This is a genomic window from Reyranella sp. CPCC 100927 (genome assembly GCF_007859315.1).
GTDB lineage: Bacteria > Pseudomonadota > Alphaproteobacteria > Reyranellales > Reyranellaceae > Vineibacter.
In genome coordinates this window covers 78862-95057 of record NZ_VOHA01000014.1, presented here as the reverse complement: position 1 = coordinate 95057, position 16196 = coordinate 78862, and the positions used below count along the sequence as shown (strand labels likewise).

General features: G+C 66.0%; 17 protein-coding genes. 13 read left to right on the top strand and 4 right to left on the bottom strand.

Translation table 11 applies throughout. The features are described from left to right. Positions 1-67: 67 nt before the first annotated feature. Together FQU96_RS28700 and FQU96_RS28695 are read left to right on the top strand one after the other, a co-directional pair. Positions 68-859: a hydroxyacylglutathione hydrolase gene (locus tag FQU96_RS28700; protein ID WP_146544809.1), complete on the top strand. Its 792-nt coding sequence runs from the start codon at positions 68-70 to the stop codon at positions 857-859. Then, positions 853-1854 carry an MBL fold metallo-hydrolase gene (locus tag FQU96_RS28695; RefSeq protein WP_146544808.1) on the top strand — a complete coding sequence of 334 codons (1002 nt, stop codon included), beginning with the start codon at positions 853-855 and terminating at the stop codon, positions 1852-1854. Before FQU96_RS28700 ends, FQU96_RS28695 begins: the two co-directional genes overlap by 7 nt. Positions 1855-2570: 716 nt before the next feature. Here FQU96_RS28695 and FQU96_RS28690 read toward each other — a convergent pair. Then, on the bottom strand, positions 2571-3947 hold the full coding sequence (locus FQU96_RS28690) for a PLP-dependent aminotransferase family protein (RefSeq protein ID WP_146544807.1): 1377 nt from the start codon (positions 3945-3947) through the stop codon (positions 2571-2573). A 79-nt stretch (positions 3948-4026) separates the two neighbouring features. On the opposite strand from FQU96_RS28690, the gene FQU96_RS28685 reads away from it, so the two are divergent. Further along, complete coding sequence (locus FQU96_RS28685; protein ID WP_255468606.1) at positions 4027-4422, top strand: DUF983 domain-containing protein; 396 nt, start codon at positions 4027-4029, stop codon at positions 4420-4422. A gap of 93 nt (positions 4423-4515) precedes the next feature. On the opposite strand, the gene FQU96_RS28680 is transcribed toward FQU96_RS28685, so the two are convergent. Together FQU96_RS28680 and FQU96_RS28675 are read right to left on the bottom strand one after the other, a co-directional pair. Next, on the bottom strand, positions 4516-5607 hold the full coding sequence (locus FQU96_RS28680) for an LLM class flavin-dependent oxidoreductase (RefSeq protein ID WP_178130757.1): 1092 nt from the start codon (positions 5605-5607) through the stop codon (positions 4516-4518). A gap of 155 nt (positions 5608-5762) precedes the next feature. Beyond that, positions 5763-6938, bottom strand: coding sequence for a trans-acting enoyl reductase family protein (locus FQU96_RS28675; protein WP_146544804.1), 1176 nt, complete (start codon positions 6936-6938; stop codon positions 5763-5765). 155 nt (positions 6939-7093) lie between these two features. Here FQU96_RS28675 and FQU96_RS28670 point away from each other — a divergent pair, with 155 nt between their 5' ends. The 6 genes from FQU96_RS28670 to FQU96_RS28645 all read left to right on the top strand — a co-directional run bounded on the left by FQU96_RS28670 (position 7094) and on the right by FQU96_RS28645 (position 11351). Next, positions 7094-7558 carry a peroxiredoxin gene (locus FQU96_RS28670; RefSeq protein WP_146544803.1) on the top strand — a complete coding sequence of 155 codons (465 nt, stop codon included), beginning with the start codon at positions 7094-7096 and terminating at the stop codon, positions 7556-7558. 74 nt (positions 7559-7632) lie between these two features. Beyond that, entirely contained in the window at positions 7633-8250 is a 618-nt protein-coding gene (locus FQU96_RS28665; protein WP_146544802.1) for a dihydrofolate reductase, read from the top strand. A gap of 81 nt (positions 8251-8331) precedes the next feature. Continuing rightward, on the top strand, positions 8332-8799 hold the full coding sequence (locus FQU96_RS28660; RefSeq protein WP_146544801.1) for a nitroreductase family deazaflavin-dependent oxidoreductase: 468 nt from the start codon (positions 8332-8334) through the stop codon (positions 8797-8799). Positions 8800-8877: 78 nt separating this feature from the next. Continuing rightward, entirely contained in the window at positions 8878-9900 is a 1023-nt protein-coding gene (locus tag FQU96_RS28655; RefSeq protein WP_146544800.1) for an LLM class flavin-dependent oxidoreductase, read from the top strand. A 103-nt stretch (positions 9901-10003) separates the two neighbouring features. Further along, complete coding sequence (locus FQU96_RS28650) at positions 10004-10366, top strand: response regulator (protein ID WP_146544799.1); 363 nt, start codon at positions 10004-10006, stop codon at positions 10364-10366. Between the two features lie 172 nt (positions 10367-10538). Continuing rightward, a complete protein-coding gene (locus FQU96_RS28645; protein WP_146544798.1) occupies positions 10539-11351 on the top strand; it encodes an SDR family NAD(P)-dependent oxidoreductase in 813 nt (270 codons plus the stop codon). 111 nt (positions 11352-11462) lie between these two features. On the opposite strand, the gene FQU96_RS28640 is transcribed toward FQU96_RS28645, so the two are convergent. Then, positions 11463-12320: a LysR substrate-binding domain-containing protein gene (locus FQU96_RS28640; RefSeq protein ID WP_146544797.1), complete on the bottom strand. Its 858-nt coding sequence runs from the start codon at positions 12318-12320 to the stop codon at positions 11463-11465. Positions 12321-12453: 133 nt separating this feature from the next. Between FQU96_RS28640 and phnD the strand changes: the two genes are divergently transcribed. The 4 genes from phnD to phnA are packed head-to-tail and all read left to right on the top strand — an operon-like array spanning position 12454 to position 16191. Then, positions 12454-13332 carry a phosphonate ABC transporter substrate-binding protein gene (gene phnD / locus FQU96_RS28635; RefSeq protein ID WP_146544796.1) on the top strand — a complete coding sequence of 293 codons (879 nt, stop codon included), beginning with the start codon at positions 12454-12456 and terminating at the stop codon, positions 13330-13332. Then, on the top strand, positions 13329-14138 hold the full coding sequence (gene phnC / locus FQU96_RS28630) for a phosphonate ABC transporter ATP-binding protein (RefSeq protein ID WP_146544795.1): 810 nt from the start codon (positions 13329-13331) through the stop codon (positions 14136-14138). The genes phnD and phnC overlap by 4 nt, the downstream gene beginning before the upstream one ends. Next, the gene (gene phnE / locus FQU96_RS28625; RefSeq protein WP_146544794.1) at positions 14138-14953 is read left to right on the top strand and encodes a phosphonate ABC transporter, permease protein PhnE; all 816 of its coding nucleotides are present in this window, start codon (positions 14138-14140) and stop codon (positions 14951-14953) included. Before phnC ends, phnE begins: the two co-directional genes overlap by 1 nt. Then, positions 14953-16191 carry a phosphonoacetate hydrolase gene (phnA, locus tag FQU96_RS28620; protein WP_218574915.1) on the top strand — a complete coding sequence of 413 codons (1239 nt, stop codon included), beginning with the start codon at positions 14953-14955 and terminating at the stop codon, positions 16189-16191. The genes phnE and phnA overlap by 1 nt, the downstream gene beginning before the upstream one ends. The last annotated feature ends 5 nt before the right edge of the window (positions 16192-16196 follow it).

Below are 16196 nucleotides of genomic sequence, written 5' to 3'. Positions count from 1 at the left end.
ACCGCAGGGGTGACGACCACCCGCCGCCGCCCTACACTGCCGGCAACACACACCACGAGGACGCATCATGATCGTCGAGCAGATCTGGACCGGCAATGCCTATCGCAACTTCAACTACCTGATCGCCTGCAAGGAAACCGGCGAGGCGCTGGCGATCGATCCGCTGGATCATGCCAAGTGCCTGGCGGTCGCCAAGGACAAAGGCTGGACCATCACGCAGATCCTGAACACGCACGAACACGGCGACCATACCGGCGGCAACCGCCAGGTGGTGGCCGCCACTGGCGCCAAGGTATTGGCGCATGCCAACGCCAAGGACAAGATCCCGGGCCTGGATCGCGGGCTGGGCGCCGGCGACGTGATCAAGGTCGGCAAGACCGTCGAGCTCGAGTGCATGGACACGCCCGGCCACACCATGTGCCATATCTGCCTGCGCTCGCACGGCGATCATCCGGCGCTGTTCTGTGGCGACACCCTGTTCAACGCCGGCGCGGGCAACTGCCACAACGGCGGCCATCCCAGCGAGCTCTATGGCACCTTCGCCCAGCAGCTCGACAAGCTGCCGGAAAACACCCTGATCTATCCCGGCCACGACTACATCGCGAACAACCTCGCCTTCACGCTCGATCGCGAGCCCGACAACGCCAAGGCCAAGGACCTGCTGCCGGGTATGCAGCAGCAGGATCCCGCCAAGGCGCTGGTCACGACCCTGGCGCTGGAGCGCGAGATCAACACGTTCTTCCGGCTGACCAGCCCGTCGGTGATCCGCCGCCTGCGCGAGGCCTTCCCCGACCTGCCCGACAACCCCGACCCCAAGACCGTGTTCCTCAAGCTGCGCGAGCTGCGCAACAAATGGTAAGGGCACGCGCCATCGCGGCTGCGGCAACGGTCGCGGCCACGATGGCCGTCGCGGGCGTCACGCGCGCCGCCGACGGCTTCGACGTAGTGGCGCTGGGCGCGCTGGGCGGCATCCAGGACGGCAACCTCAGCGCCTTCCTGATCCGGCCGCACAATGACGACAACGCCGTGACCTGCGACGCCGGCGCGCTGGTGAATGGCCTGCGCGTGGCCGAGGAGAAAGGCGCCTTCGCCCACATCACGGTGCCGGCGGATGTCCCGCTCAGTCGCGTGGGCTATGTGCTGACCCACAAGATCAAGGGCTACCTGGTGAGCCACGCGCACCTGGACCATGTCGCCGGCCTGATCATCGCCTCGCCCGACGACAGCAAGAAGCCGATCTATGCCCTGCCCTCGGTCGGCACGGCGCTGGTCGACACCTACTTCAACTGGCGGGCGTGGCCCAACTTCACCGATCGCGGCAAGGAACCGCATCTCAAGAAGTTCACGATCGCCGACCTGGCGCCGGGTGTCGCGATGCCGGTCAAGGACACCAGGATGACGGTGACGGCTTTCCCGCTGAGCCATGGCGGCGTCGAGTCGACGGCCTTCCTGGTCGAAAGCGACGGCGAGGGCGTCCTGTGCTTCGGCGATACCGGGCCGGACTCGGTCGAGAAAACGACGCGGATGCGCGACATCTGGTCGGCAGTGGCCGACAAGGTGAAGCAGCGGCGGCTGAAGGCGATCGTCATCGAGGCGTCCTACACCAGCGACCGGCCGGACAACCTGCTGTTCGGTCACCTGACGCCGAAATGGATCCTGATGTCCCTGCGCGAGCTCGACGGGCTGGCCGGCGGCAACGCCCTGAAGGACCTGCCGGTGATCATCAGCCACATCAAGTACGCGCTGACGCCGGAGCAGCCGCAGGCCAAGATGCTGGCCGAGTTGCAGGCCGGCAACGACGTCGGCGTGCGCTTCATCCTGCCGCAACAGGGTGAACGCTGGCATTTCAGGTAGTCGCCCGGTTGCTACCGCTTCCGGGCAAGCAGAACCGCGGCAGAGCTGGGGCGAAAGACGCAGCACGGGTTGCGGAAATTGCCGAAACCCGTGGCCACGACAGCGGTGACAGAAAGGACAAATGTGCGGGATGGCTGCGATTCCAAGGCATGAGCGGGTTTTCCTGACCTGACAGACAAACGACAGAAACGGCCCCGCGTTTTCTCTCACTGGAGCCCATACGAGCCGGCAGAACGGGTTGCGGAAATTGCGGAAACCCGTGCGCGGGCGATTACGGCCATCGAACGCTCCTGCCTCGGCAAAGGTCTGCCGAAGCCTGACGCGGCAGCAGATCGTTCGAGGTTTGCCGGTGACGGCAGCGCCGAAACGCCCGTTCGGCCGGCGGGCGGCTCTGCCCCACGACGCCGGGCCTACGAAGCGCCCGGCATCTCCGGCGGCGAGAACGCGGACTTGTGGCCAGTTACAGCGCAGGGTGCGGCATCGACAAGAGTCCAAAAATCGACATCAGAAATATCTCGTAACGCCTCTTCGCTCCCCGACGCAGTGCTATGGCGTGGGAAGATCATCGCCGAAGACAACGTTGCCGTCATTCTGAGCGCCGCGAAGGATCCTGCGGTGTTGCTGTCAAAGAAGTTTGGCGCCGGTGACCATCCGCGCCGACGATGTCAGCGCGCCCCGGCGATTGCCCCGACAGATCAACCTTTCCGTCCTGTGCTCTAGACGATCTGCGTGGTCTGCACCGGCGCCTTCAGCACGCCGGCGAGGCGCTCCAGCGCCTGCGCCAGTTCGGCGCGGTTGCGGGCGGCCCCCAGCGAGACGCGCACGGCCGGCGACGACATGGCGTCCGTCGCGAAGGCATCATCGCCCACCACCGCCAGGCCGTGCTGCAAGGCGTGCGCCAGGAAGGCGACGCGGTTCCAGCGCGCCGGCAGCGGCAGCCACAGGTGGTGGCCGTTGGGTCGGGCGGCGAACGCAACGCCTTTCAGAAGCTTGCGGGCCAGCAGCTGGCGCCCGGCCGCCTCGCCGCGGATCGCCTGGATGATCTTGTCGGCGATGCCGGTACGCAGCCAGTGCGTCACCAGCGCCACCATCAGCGGTGGCGGCATCTGCAAGGTGGCCTGCAGCTTGCCGCGCATGATTTGTGCCGCCGCCGCGTCGGGTGCCAACAGGTACGACACGCGCAACGCCGGCGCGATGCATTTGGACAACCCGACCGCCAACCAGGTGCGCTCGGGGATCAAGGTGGCGATCGGCGCCATCGCCGGTTCGAGCAGGCCATAGGCATCGTCCTCGATCAGCGCGGTGCGGCTGCGGCGGATGATGTCGGCGATCGCCTGGCGTCGTGCGGCGCCCATGGTCGCGGTGGTCGGGTTGTGCTGGGTCGGCGTCAGGTAGACCGCCTTGGGCTGATGCGCCTTGCACGCCGCCCGCAGCGCCTCGGGCACGATGCCCTCGCCGTCCATGGCGACGCCGATCAGGCGGACGCCCAGTGCCGCCGCCGCGGCTTTCATGCCGGGAAACGTCAGCGCCTCGGTCAGCACCACGTCGCCCGGCGCCGCCAACGCCAGCAGCGCGTTGAACAGGATCACCTGGTTGCCGGGATAGATCACCAGGCGCTCGGCATCGGCTTGCGGCAGGCGCTGGCGCAGCCAGCGCGCCGCGACTGCCCGCTCCTCGTCGCTGCCGCCGGGTGGCTGGTAGTTCAGATAGGCGCTGAAGCTCGAGCCGGTGCGGATGGCCTCCAGCCCCTGGGCGATGCGCAACTCGAGATTCGCCTCGACCGGCTGCGGCGGCACGTTCATCGACAGGTCGATCCTGACCGGAAAGGCGATGTCGCGGGCGGCGCGCGCCGTCGTCTCCGACACGAAGGTGCCGCGACCAACCTGTGCGTCCAAGAGCCCGCGCCGACGCGCCTCGCCGTAGGCGCGCGTCACCGTCGTCAGGTCGACATCCAGAGCCTGGGCCAGCGCCCGGTGCGTCGGCAGCTGCTGGCCGCGTGCCAGCCGGCCGCTGTCGATGTCGGCGGCCAGCGCCTCGACGATGCGCAGGAACACCGGGCCCTGCCACTCGGATAATGCAGGGATCCAATCCATACAATTTGCCCGTTTGTCTTGGATTGTTTGGATGTCAATCCTTATTGTATGGATCAGAACGGATCAAGAGGTTTCCGCCATGGACGCCACACAGGAACAGGTCACGCTCGGCGAGGCCATGCGGCGCGGCTTCATGCTGCGTTGCCCCAACTGCGGCAAGGGCAGCCTGTTCGGCCGCTTCCTGAAGGTGGCCGACCACTGCCCGGCCTGCGGCGAGGCCTTCTCGCACCACCGCGCCGACGACTTCCCGCCCTACCTGGTGATCATGATCGTGGGCCACGTCATCGTGCCGCTGCTGTTTGCGGTGGAGATGGCGTGGGCGCCGCCGATGTGGCTGGAATTCGTCATCTGGATCCCCGCCACGCTGATCAGCTGCCTGTTGCTGCTACAGCCCATGAAGGGCGCCGTCGTCGGCATGCAGTGGCAGCTGGGCATGCACGGCTTCGCCGAGGCGCGGCAACGGCGCCTCGCTTGAAACCTGTCATCCCGAGCGCAGCGAGGGATCTCCTGCGAATGACGTACGGTGCGCCATTCACGCGAGATCCCTCGCTACGCTCGGGATGACAAGTTACGCCGCCTTGGCGCCCTTGGTCGGCCCCCAGGACTTGACGACCGGCAGCACCTCCTTGGCGAACAGTTTGAGCCCGCGCTCGGAGACGTCGTAGGGCGTGCCGCCAAAGCGGAAGGCGACATTGAGCTGGAAGTCGCCCAACAGGCGGCGGCGCTCCTCGAGCCCGCGCAGGATCTTGTCCGGCGTGCCCCAGCTGGCGGCCTGCATGAAGCCCTTCACCGCACCCTCCAGACCGCTCTGGCGCGCGATCTCGGCTTTCTGCTGGTAGCTGTCGTAGCCCTTCACCGCCTTGAAGTGTTCGCCCAGGAATTCGTAGTGGTAGAAATTGCTCTCCACGAACTTGCCCTGATAGCGGCGCGCTTCGTCCTCGGTCGCGGCGAGGTCGGTACCGCAGACGCAGAACTCGGTCAGCATGATGTTGGGCGGCTCGGTGCCGTGATACTGCCGGTGCAGTTCGCGGCCGCGCTCGATCACCGGCAGGCGCATGTCCCACGGGCGGTCGGCGAACATTACCATGTGGGCACCGAGCTTGGCGGCGGACACCACGGAGTCCTCGCTCGAGGCCACGGCATAGATGCGGTCGTCGAACGAATATTGCGGCCGCGGCCGCAGCTCGATGCGCGGCTGCTTATAGAACGGACCATCGCCCTCCATGAAGCCGGTCTTCAGGGCCTTGACGATCATCGGCGCCGCCTCGTCGAAGCGCGTCCGCGACTCGTCCATGCTGACCCGGAAGGCGGCGAACTCGCGGCGCGCCAGACCACGGCCCATGCCGAAGCGCAGCCGGCCCTTGCTCAGCATGTCGAGCACGACGGCATTCTCCGCCACCCGCAGCGGATCGTGCCACGGCAGGATGACGGCGGCGGTGCCCACATCGATGTTGGGGCACAGCGCCGTCAGATAAGTCATCAGCTGGATGTTGTCGGGCACGAATGAATAGTCGTTGAAGTGGTGCTCGGCCGACCACAGACAGGCAAACCCTGAATCGGCGGCGAGCCGCGCCAGGCGAATCTCCTCTTCCCAGGCGCGATGGTCCGGACAGTTCTCCCAGCCGTAGGTGGAGAACAGCATCATCATGCCGACATCCATCGGCGTCTCCTCTTTGATTGGCGTCTGTTGCGATGGCAAATGCTTCCATGAAGCCGCAACCGCCGCAAGCGGCCGTGACCCAGGCCTGACTGCAAACCTCCACTGCCCCATACGCAGTGGTGTTCAGTCGATGATTCAGTCGGTGGCCGCAGCGGTCATGATGCACTTTCGACCTGAAACGTCAGGCCGGCATGCGCGACCAGCCGATCGACAAGGCGATGACCCATGGCAGCGCCGGGCGTCCAGATACCGCCAGGCGTGCCGACCGAGTCGTGCACCAGGCACAGCGCGCTCTCGGCGATCATCTTGGACGTGGAGCCATAACCCGGATCCATGTCGCCCGTGACGGCAACACGAACCTGATTCCCATCCGCGCCGAGGCCTATGAACAGAATGTCGTAGAAGCCGGCCTCACGCTCGGCTTTCGACGGGCCCTCGCCCGGCTTCGGCCCGCCGGGACCGGCCATCGCCTGGATGGCGCCCGCAATAGCGCTGGCCACGGCCTCTGTCCCGGCAACCATCATCTCGTCATAGACGAAATCGGTTCCCCAGGGATGGCCCATCAGGGCATTGGATCGGTGCACATTGCGCGTGTTGATCGCCGCCATGACGAACGGCGCCACCCAGCCGCCGACATCCGCATCGTAATGGGGCATCAGGCCAAGCGGCTGGCTCGGCCCCGCGAAGCCCGGCGTCAGCGCAAACGGATTCTTCAGCAGCGCCAGCACACCAGGATCCCGCGCCGCCGCCGCGATGGTCGCCTTCATGCTGGCGGCGGTTCCGCCGGAATGGGTGCCGCGCATCTTGCGCACGCGCCCCTTCACCCGGCTGACCGGCTTGCCCCGTTGAGCCTTGGCTGTCTCCTGGAGGAAGAAAACGCCAAGTTCGAAGGGGATCGAGTCGAAGCCGCAGGAAAAGACGATCCGGGCACCGCTCGCCTGCGCGGCGGCGTGATGGGCGTCGATCATCTGCCGCATCCACGCCGGCTCGCCGCACAAATCGAGGTAGTCGGTTCCCGCTTGCGCGCAGGCCGCCACCAGCGCGGTGCCATACAGTTGATAGGGTCCGACCGTGGTCACAACGGCTTTCGTGCGATCCACCATGGCCGCAAGCGAGGCCCGGTCGCTGGCGTCGGCGGCGATGAGCGGCGTGTCGGCCGCCGCACCGATCGCGTCGCGCACCGCGGCGAGCTTGTCCACACTGCGCCCGGCCAGGCCCCAGCGTATGCCGCTGCCGCCGCCATAGCGGGAGGCCAGGTATTCCGCGACGAGCTTGCCCGTGAAGCCGCTGGCGCCATAGACGACGATGTCGAGTTCGGCCGTCGATGTCATCGTCAGGCTCCTCCCCCTGTGCCGACGGCAGCTTCGCGTATTGGCATCCTGCTGTCGAGCGGCCGCCCCAGGACAGGGCAGATCAGCAGGTCGCGTCCCGCGCCCGTGCGGCCTGTGCTATGGTTGCCACCACGCCTGCGGATGAGGGGGGTGCCATGCGCAAGGGCGATGCCGTCACCGACTTCGAGCTTCCGGACGAAACCGGGACACCCCGTCGGCTGTCGGACTTCCTCGCGGCCGGTCCGGTCGTCCTGTTTTTCTATCCCCTCGCCCTGAGCCCCGGTTGCACGATGCAGAGCTGTCACTTCCGTGACCTGATCGGCGACTTCAAGGCGGTGGACGCCCAGCCCGTCGGTATCAGTCCCGATCGACCGCAGACGCAACACCGCTTCGCCCAAAGGCACGCCCTCGGCTATCCGCTGCTGGCAGATACCGATCAGGCCATCGCGCGACAATTCGGGGTCAGGGGGTGGTTGCCCCTGATGCCGGTGCAGCGCACGACGTTCGTCATCGACACCGACTCAACGGTGATCGACGTGATCCGCAGCGAGATCCTGATGAACGTGCATGCCGACCGCGCCCTCGAGGTGCTCAAGAAGCGAGCGGAGAACCGGGGATAGATCTGCGCGCCGACGGCAAGGGAACACAGGGGCGGCATCTTCCGTTGACGCTGCATGGAATTGCCGGACGCGCCATGCCGATCGTGAAGGGTTATGCCATCATCTCGCGCAACGGGATGATCGCGTATGAAGACGGATCTTTTCCCGGCGTCCTTAAGCGGCCTGGTGATCAGCACTTCTTTCGTTCGGGCGTGCGTGCAGCCGACGTCATCGTCCATGGCCGCCACTCCGGCGAGGATGACGCCGACACGGCTGACCGGCCGCGCTTGATCCTGACACGGAAAATCCCGTCACTGGCGCTCGATCCGACAAATGACCACGCGGTCCAGTGGAATCCGCGCGGGGCGTCCTTCTCGGAGGCTTGGCGCTGTCTGGGCTCGGCATCCGACGCGGTCGCGGCCGTGCTGGGCGGCACAGAGGTCTTCGACCTGTTCCTGGATATCGGCTACGACGTCTTCTACCTCTCGTGCTTCCTGGATATCGGCTACGACGTCTTCTACCTCTCGTGCGCCGATGTCAGCGTGATGCCGGGACGACAGGTGTTCTCCGGCACTGCCGCACCCCAGACGCAATTGCAGGCGCAGGGCCTCGTCCTTCGCAGCCGCCGGGAGTTGGACGCCGACCCGCGCGTGCTGCTGGAGGAATGGCATACGCAACGCCCGGGCCGACATCTCGTCGCATCGATCACCTGAATACAGCGGCGTCAGGAACCACTCGCGTGCGCTCGGTTCGACAGGATAGGATGATCCAAGCCAACGATAGAGGAAACGACGATGACCGAGGCGAAACTGGCACCAAACCTGCCGCAGTGGATGAAGGATCACGCGGAGCGCTACCTGTCGAGTGGCGGCACCGATGGCCACATGTACACCATCAACCTGCCCAACGTGCCGGTGAAGTCCGTGCCGTCGCTGCTGCTGACCACGACCGGACGCAAATCGGGTGATCGCTATCTGTTTCCGCTGTTCTACGGCCGCGCTGGCGACAGCAGCTATTTCGTGATCGCCTCGAAGGGCGGCGCGCCGGAGCATCCCGGCTGGTATCGCAACCTCCGAACCAATCCCGAGGTCGACGTCCAGGTCGGTACCGCCAAGATCCGGGCCCGCGCGCGCACGGCCAGCGGCGAGGAGCGCACGCGGTTGTGGGACCAGGCTGTCGGTATCTGGCCGCCGTTCGCCGACTATCAGCGCAAGGCCGGCGCGCGTGAAATCCCGGTCGTGGTGCTGGATCCGGTGAGCTGACGCCGCCCTTCGCAGGACGGCGCCCCCGCCAACGCGGGCGACGTGAGGGACTTAGCCACGCGCGCAGGAGCCAACGTCATGCGGCCGCCGCTTCGCATCGGCACTGTCTACGATTTCCGCAATCCGGCGGATTCCGGCATGAGCATGCCGGATCTCTATGCGGCGATCATCGACCAGGTCGCGATGCTCGACCGGCTCGGGCTCGACCTGGTCTGGTTCACCGAGCACCACTTTCTCGACGACGGCTACCTGCCGTCGTGGACTCCAGTGGCTGGCGCCATCGCCGCACGCACGCAACACGTACGCATCTCGACCGACGTCTGCCTGCTGCCGTTCAACCATCCTGTCCGTCTCGCCGAGGATCTCGCCGTGCTGGACAATCTCAGCAACGGCCGCATCGAGATCGGCGTCGGCATGGGTTATGCGCCACACGAGTTCAACGGCTTCGGCCTGCCGGTGTCGCGTCGCGTGTCGCTCACCGACGAAGGCATCGCGGTGCTGCGCCGCTGCTTCAGCGGCGAGCGGTTCAGCTTCCATGGCAAGCGCTATACGTTCAACGACGTGATCATCCGGCCAGGCTACGTGCAGCCCGGCGGGCCGCCGCTCTGGGTGGCGGCGATGTCGGAGGCCGGTGCCCAGCGTGCGGCGCGATTCGACAGTCATCTGCTGCCGCAAGGACCACGGGCCGCTGCCCTCGATCCCTGGCGGGCGGCGTTGCACGAGTCGGGACGAGACCCACAGCGCTACCGCGTCGGCATCATCCGCTCGTGCCTGGTGACCGACGATGTCGACCGTGACTGGCCACGCGTACGTGCTGCCGAGCGTTACCGCCATCAGGTCTATCGCAGCTTCACGCCCGGCACCGGCCCGGGCGGCGTCGCAAGCAACGCCGATGCACCCCCCATCCCCCAGACCTGGGTCGTGGGCAACGTCGATCACTGCGTCACGCAGCTGTCAGCGTTCATCCGCGACCACGGCATCACCGATCTCGTCACCTGGGCGGTGCCACCGGGCCTGCGGCCGGATCACATGAACGAGAGCCTCGTGAGATTCTGCCGCGACGTCGCGCCGCGCCTCAAGTCCGCCGCAATGCAAACCTAAATATCGTTGCAGGCACAGCGTTCCATGGCCGTGTCATCAGGAACATCGACTTGCCATGGGCGTTGAATTGCCGAGGGTTGAGGCTTGAAACAGAGCCAGTGTCATGAAACCGCTGAGTGAATGTCGCGTTCTGATCGTTGAGAGTGATTTTGGTGTCGGGCTGAAGCTCCTGCGCGAGTTCAGCGACGAGGGCTGTCGCGGCGTCAAGCTGGTCCGCACCCTCGAAGGGGCGTTGCGGGAGCTATCCGTTACGCCACCTGATGCCGTTGCGCTTGATCTCGATGTTCGCGGCAAACACGCAACGCCCATCGCCGATGTCCTGGCGGCGCACAATGTTCCGTTCGTGGTCGTTTCGGGTCCGTCGACGGGTGCCGCCGCGACCGAGCATGACAGCTTGAAAACCTTCCCGGCGCGCGAGATCGTGTCGCGACTGACGACCGCCATCACCCAGCGCAAAGCAGCCTGAAGAACCAGCAGCCAGCCCTGCCCTGGCACCAGCGGTGCGCCGGTGCCAAGGCCGTGGCGCGACGGCCTGCCGGGTGCCGCCACTGTTCCTTCTCAAAAGGCAACCCGGCCTGTCGATTCTGGCCACCCTTGATCGTCCTCCGATGGAGGCAAGTCCGATCAGGGAGAAACCGATGATTCTGGCCAACAAAAATGCCGTGCTCTACGGCGTCGGCGATTCGCTGGGCGGCGCCGTGGCGAAGGCGCTGGCCGCGGCCGGCGCCAAGGTCTTTGTGACGGCGCGCCGCCTGGAGAATGCACTGAACGTCGCCGAAGAGATCCGGGCCACCGGTGGCCAGGCCGACGCCGACGTGGTGGACGCACTGGACGGGCCGGCCGTGAACCGCCACGCCGAGCGGGTCGTGGCGACGTCGGGAACCCTCGATATCTCGTTCAACCTGATCAACCTGGCCGATCGACAGGGCATGCCGTTGGTGGACATGTCGGCTGACGACTTCGTGCGCCCCGTGCGGATCGCCATGCTGACGCATTTTCTCACGGCCACGGCCGCCGGTCGGATCATGTCACGGCAACGGTCGGGTGTGGTGCTCTCGCTGACCGCGACGCCCGCGGGAATCGGCTACCCGATGGTCGGCGGCTTCGGACCGGCATGCTGCGCAATCGAGGCGTTCTCCAGAAACCTCGCGGCTGAACTGGGCGCGCACGGCGTGCGCGTCGTCAACATCCGCTCGGCTGGCTCACCCGATTCGCGGCCCTTCCGAGAGGCTGCCGCCCAGGGCGGTGACGATGTGACAGACTTCTTCGCGCGGCTGAAGAACGACACCATGTTGAAGGCAATGCCGTTGATGCAGGATATCGCCAACGCGGCCGTCTTTCTGGCATCGGACCTGGCCGGCAAGATCACCGGCGTGACGCTCGACATCACCGCAGGCACGACCAGCGCCCTGAACTACAAAATGCCGACCATCGCTTTCGTGGACCGGTGAATCGCACCACCCGTCATCCCGAGCGCAGCGAGAGATCCAGGCGCCGTTCCCCAGATCCCTCGCTGCGCTCGGGATGACAGCCTTCCGTACCAGGGGACGGTGATTGTCGGCCTACGGTCCAATGGCATCGAAGAAGGCACGAACCATGCGCATGTCGCGCCGCTCGGCCAAACACACGACATGGGCATAGGTGCGCACCTGGGCATCGGCGATCCGCACGGCGTGCAGTCCCGGTCCCGGCACATACTCCACGTCGGACACCGCGGCGATCCCGATGCCCTGCGCCACTGCCTCGCGGATGATCTCGCGGCTGGCGATCTCCATCACGACGTGAGGCTCCACACGTGCCGCCTTGAGCGCGGCCTCGAGCGCTCTGCGCGTCGTTGATCCCGGTTCGCGCAGGATCAGCTTCTCGCCATGGAGCTCGGCGATGCGGATGCTGCGCCGGCGCGCGAAGCGATGATCGGCCGATGTGAAGATCACGACCGGGTGTTCGCTGAACGGCTTCGACACGAACCGCGGATCGCGAAACACCTGCGCCAGTACGCCGACATCGGCGCGGTAGTCGAGCAGACGGTCGAGCACGTCCTGCGAATTGCCGGTGCTGACGGAGATCCGGATACCGGGATAGCGCTGGTTGAAGGCCACCAGCATCCTGGTGGCATGCGATGGCCCCACTGCCGCCACCCGCAGATGGCCTGACCGCAGTTCGCCGGCATCGCCCAGCAGCTGCACCGCGTCGGCCTCGAGGCTGAAGATCTGGCGCGACAACTGCAGCAGTTGTTCACCCATTTCGCTGAGCCGCACGCGGCGTCCATGGCGGTGGAACAGCTCGACCTTGTAGTGATCCTCCAGCAGCTTGACCTGCGTGGTCACGGTCGGCTGGCTCACATGCAGCCGCTCAGCCGCCTGGGTGAAGCTGCCCGTGGTGGCGACGGCGTGGAAAGAACGCAGCTGCGTCAGGCGCATGGACGCGATTCCTCCGTTCGCGCCAACTATAGATTTTATCAATGCAACTGGCCAGATATTTGAATTGGTTCGATAGAAAGCCCGGACCGAAAATCCTCCCATCACAACAAAGAAGCGTTCTGGAGGAATCCCCATGGCTACCACACGACGACATGTCCTCGCCGCGGGCCTGGCGCTTGCCGGCACGCCGCTCGCCATCGCCGCACGGCCGGCACGAGCAGCGAGCACGCTGACCGTCGGGCTGATCCCGTCAGAAGATTCGCGGGCGATGATTGCCAACAGCCAAGTGATGATGGACCAGCTGGCCAAGGCGCTGGGCATGACGGTCAAGCCGTTCGTCGCCGCCGACTACAACGGCGTGATCGAGGCCCTGCGTTCCAAGCGGCTCGACGTGGCTTATCTCGGCCCATTCTCGTACGTGCTCGGCGCCACGGTGGCCCCGATCGAGGCGTTCGCCGTCGCCGAGACCAAGAAGGCGGGCCGCACGTTCTACCACAGCCTGATCGTCGCCCATAAAGAGAGTGGCATCAAAAGCGTCACCGACCTGAAGGGAAAAACCTTCGCCTTCGTCGATCCCAGCTCGACATCGGGGCATCTGTTTCCCAAGGCCGGCCTGATGAAGGCTGGGTTCAATCCCGAGAAGGATTTCGGCCGCGTCATCTTCTCCGGCTCGCACGACTCCAATGCCGTGGCGGTGCAGAACCGCAAGGTCGATGCCGTAGCGATCGCCGATCGCATCCTGGACGCCGCCATCGCCAAGGGACTCGCCAAGCGGGAAGACCTGGTGGTGGTGTGGAAGTCAGAGCCGATCCCCGAATCGCCCACGGTCTGGCGTAAGGATCTCGATTCCGACCTGAAGAAACGCATCCAGGCCGCCTTCCTCGAAGTGAAGAACGTACCGTGGTCGGACCAGGGTGAGCTCAACGGCTTCCATCCGACGAACGACGCGGCCTACGACGTCATTCGCGATGCCGCCAAGCTGCTCAACCTCGACCTGAGGACGATGAAGTGATCAGGATCCGCGGCCTGACCAAGAGCTACGGCGCCTTTGACGCGCTGAAGGACATCGATCTTGACGTTGCACCCGGCGAATTCGTGGTCATTCTCGGCCCGTCGGGCGCCGGCAAGTCGACGCTGCTGCGCTGCATCAACCGACTCACCCCGCCGACCCGCGGCGACATTCAAGTCGACGGACAACAGACGAGTGACGGCGCGACCAGCCTGCGCCGGCTGCGCCGCAGCGTGGCGATGATCTTCCAGCACTACAACGTGGTGCCGCGCCTGTCGGTACAGAAAAACGTGCTCACCGGCCGCCTGGGCGCGGTGCCTTCGCTGCTGTCCTGGCTCCAGGTTTTCCCGCGCGCCGACATAGCAATCGCGCGCGAATGCCTGCACCGGGTCGAGCTCGAGGACAAGGCCGAGCTGCGCACCGACACACTCTCGGGCGGGCAGAAGCAGCGCGTCGGCATCGCGCGTGCGCTCGCCCAGCAGCCGAAGGTCATCCTCGCCGACGAACCGGTGGCGAGCCTCGATCCCAAGACATCGCGCACGGTGCTCACGTATCTGAAACAGGCAAGCCGCGAGCTCGGCATCACCGTCGTCTGCAACCTGCACCAGATCGACTACGCGCGCGAGTTCAGCGAGCGCATTGTCGGCGTCTCATCCGGCCGCATTGTCTTCGATGGCGCGCCCGACCAGCTCTCCGATGATGTACTGCGCTGCATTTATCCCGGCCTCGAGGAGAGCGGGAACGCGGCGGCACCGGTGATCGACAGACCCGCCCCACGCCTGCGCGATTTCGCGCTGGAGGAAGCCTGATGAACATCGGTTCCTACACCCTGCTGATCGCCCGCCCGTCAGGCAATCTCGGCTGGTGGCCGCGCGCCGGCATCGCCGCGGCCGCTGCCGTGCTGCTGTGGTGGGCGGCGCGCGGCAGCCAGGTCAGCTTCGGCGAGCTCGCCAAGGGCCTGCCCTGGATCGCCGACTTCCTGTCGCGCATGTTTCCGCCCAACTGGGCCTTTCTCGACAAGCTGGTGCAGCCGGCGATCGAGACGATCCAGATCGCGATCTGGGGCACGCTGCTGGCGGTGATCCTGGCGCTGCCGGTCTGCTTCCTCGCCGCGCGCAATCTGACACCGAATATGGCCGTGTACCACGCCGTGCGGCAGGTGCTGAACATCACGCGCGGCATCAACGAGATCATCCTGGCGCTGGTGTTCGTCGCCGCCGTCGGCCTGGGACCGTTCCCCGGCGTGCTGGCGCTGGCCGTGCACGGCGCCGGCATGCTGGGCAAGTTCTTCTCCGAGTCGATCGAGGAGATCGATCAGGGACCGATCGAGGCGCTGCGCTCGACCGGCGCTGGGCCCATCCAGATCATCATCTTCGGTGTGCTGCCGCAGGTGATCACCGCCTGGATCGCGGTCGTGCTCTACCGCTTCGAGACCAACCTGCGCCAGGCCACGGTGCTGGGCATGGTGGGCGCCGGCGGCATCGGCTTCGAGCTGGTGGGCAGTATGAAGTTGTTCCAGTATCAGGATACGGCGACCTGCATCCTCGTCATCATCGTCATGGTGATGGCCGCCGACTACATGTCGACCCAGTTGCGCGCCCGTATCCAGCAGGGGAGCCGATGATGGACCGTCTTGCCCAACCCGTAAGCGTCAACGGCCGCACCTACGCGCGCCCGCAACACCCGGTGGTCGTGGTCTGCGTCGATGGCTGCGAGCCCGACTACATCACCCAGGCCATCCAGGCCGGCGCCGTGCCGTTCCTGACGTCGATGCTGCGGCGTGGCAGCTCGCTGATCGGCGACTGCGTGGTGCCGAGCTTCACCAACCCGAACAACCTCTCGATCGTGACCGGCGCACCGCCATCGGTACATGGCATCAGCGGCAACTACTTCCTCGACGTCTTGAGCGGCAAGGAAGTGATGATGAACGACCCCGCCTACCTGCGCGCGCCGACCTTGCTGGCGGCGTTCGCGCAGGCCGGTGCGCGGGTGGCCGTGGTCACCGCAAAGGACAAGCTGCGCACGCTGCTCGGCCATGGGCTGGCAGGAATCTGCTTTTCGGCGGAGAAGGCCGACCGCGCGACCGTGGCCGAGTGCGGCATCGACGAGGTGCTGGCCTTGGTCGGCAGGCCGGTGCCCTCGGTCTACAGCGCCGATCTCAGCGAGTTCGTCTTCGCCGCCGGCGTGAAGCTGATGCAGACCCGGCGTCCTGACTTGATGTACCTGTCGACCACCGACTACGTGCAGCACAAATGTGCGCCCGGCACGTCGGAGGCGAACGCATTCTACGCCATGATGGATGGCTACCTGGCGCAGCTCGACGCCGCGGGCGCTACCATCGCGCTCACCGCCGATCACGGCATGAGCCCCAAGACCGACGCCGCCGGCAGGCCGCAGGTGATCTTCCTGCAAGCTGTGCTCGACGCTCGGCTGGGCGCGGACGTCGCGCGCGTCATCCTGCCGATCACTGATCCCTATGTGGTGCACCACGGTGCGCTGGGCTCGTTCGCCACCGTCTACCTGCCGCCCACCGATGTCGCGGCTGCCCAGGCAGCGCTGGAGAGCCTGCCTGGTGTCGACCTGGTGCTGGCCCGTGAGGCGGCGGCACGACGCTTCGAGCTGCCGGCCGACCGCATCGGCGACCTGGTGGTCGTCGCCGACCATCTGACCGTGCTTGGGACGCGTCCGGCGCTGCATGACCTCAGCGGCCTTACCGTGCCGCTGCGTTCGCACGGCGGGCTCTCGGAGCAAAAGGTGCCGCTGCTGTTCAACCGCACGCTGCGCGACGTGCCGGCCGACCGCCGGCTGCGCAACTTCGACGTCTTCGACCTGGCGCTGAACCACGTCAATCCGCCCACGTAGAGGCC

What these genes read in the sequence shown, in the direction of transcription:
- FQU96_RS28700 (WP_146544809.1), top strand. Translation starts at nt 68, where the DNA reads ATGATCGTCGAGCAGATCTGGACCGGCAATGCCTATCGCAACTTCAAC.
- FQU96_RS28695 (WP_146544808.1), top strand. Translation starts at nt 853, where the DNA reads ATGGTAAGGGCACGCGCCATCGCGGCTGCGGCAACGGTCGCGGCCACG.
- FQU96_RS28690 (WP_146544807.1), bottom strand. Translation starts at nt 3,947, where the DNA reads ATGGATTGGATCCCTGCATTATCCGAGTGGCAGGGCCCGGTGTTCCTG.
- FQU96_RS28685 (WP_255468606.1), top strand. Translation starts at nt 4,027, where the DNA reads ATGGACGCCACACAGGAACAGGTCACGCTCGGCGAGGCCATGCGGCGC.
- FQU96_RS28680 (WP_178130757.1), bottom strand. Translation starts at nt 5,607, where the DNA reads ATGGATGTCGGCATGATGATGCTGTTCTCCACCTACGGCTGGGAGAAC.
- FQU96_RS28675 (WP_146544804.1), bottom strand. Translation starts at nt 6,938, where the DNA reads ATGACATCGACGGCCGAACTCGACATCGTCGTCTATGGCGCCAGCGGC.
- FQU96_RS28670 (WP_146544803.1), top strand. Translation starts at nt 7,094, where the DNA reads ATGCGCAAGGGCGATGCCGTCACCGACTTCGAGCTTCCGGACGAAACC.
- FQU96_RS28665 (WP_146544802.1), top strand. Translation starts at nt 7,633, where the DNA reads ATGCCGATCGTGAAGGGTTATGCCATCATCTCGCGCAACGGGATGATC.
- FQU96_RS28660 (WP_146544801.1), top strand. Translation starts at nt 8,332, where the DNA reads ATGACCGAGGCGAAACTGGCACCAAACCTGCCGCAGTGGATGAAGGAT.
- FQU96_RS28655 (WP_146544800.1), top strand. Translation starts at nt 8,878, where the DNA reads ATGCGGCCGCCGCTTCGCATCGGCACTGTCTACGATTTCCGCAATCCG.
- FQU96_RS28650 (WP_146544799.1), top strand. Translation starts at nt 10,004, where the DNA reads ATGAAACCGCTGAGTGAATGTCGCGTTCTGATCGTTGAGAGTGATTTT.
- FQU96_RS28645 (WP_146544798.1), top strand. Translation starts at nt 10,539, where the DNA reads ATGATTCTGGCCAACAAAAATGCCGTGCTCTACGGCGTCGGCGATTCG.
- FQU96_RS28640 (WP_146544797.1), bottom strand. Translation starts at nt 12,320, where the DNA reads ATGCGCCTGACGCAGCTGCGTTCTTTCCACGCCGTCGCCACCACGGGC.
- phnD (WP_146544796.1), top strand. Translation starts at nt 12,454, where the DNA reads ATGGCTACCACACGACGACATGTCCTCGCCGCGGGCCTGGCGCTTGCC.
- phnE (WP_146544794.1), top strand. Translation starts at nt 14,138, where the DNA reads ATGAACATCGGTTCCTACACCCTGCTGATCGCCCGCCCGTCAGGCAAT.
- phnA (WP_218574915.1), top strand. Translation starts at nt 14,953, where the DNA reads ATGGACCGTCTTGCCCAACCCGTAAGCGTCAACGGCCGCACCTACGCG.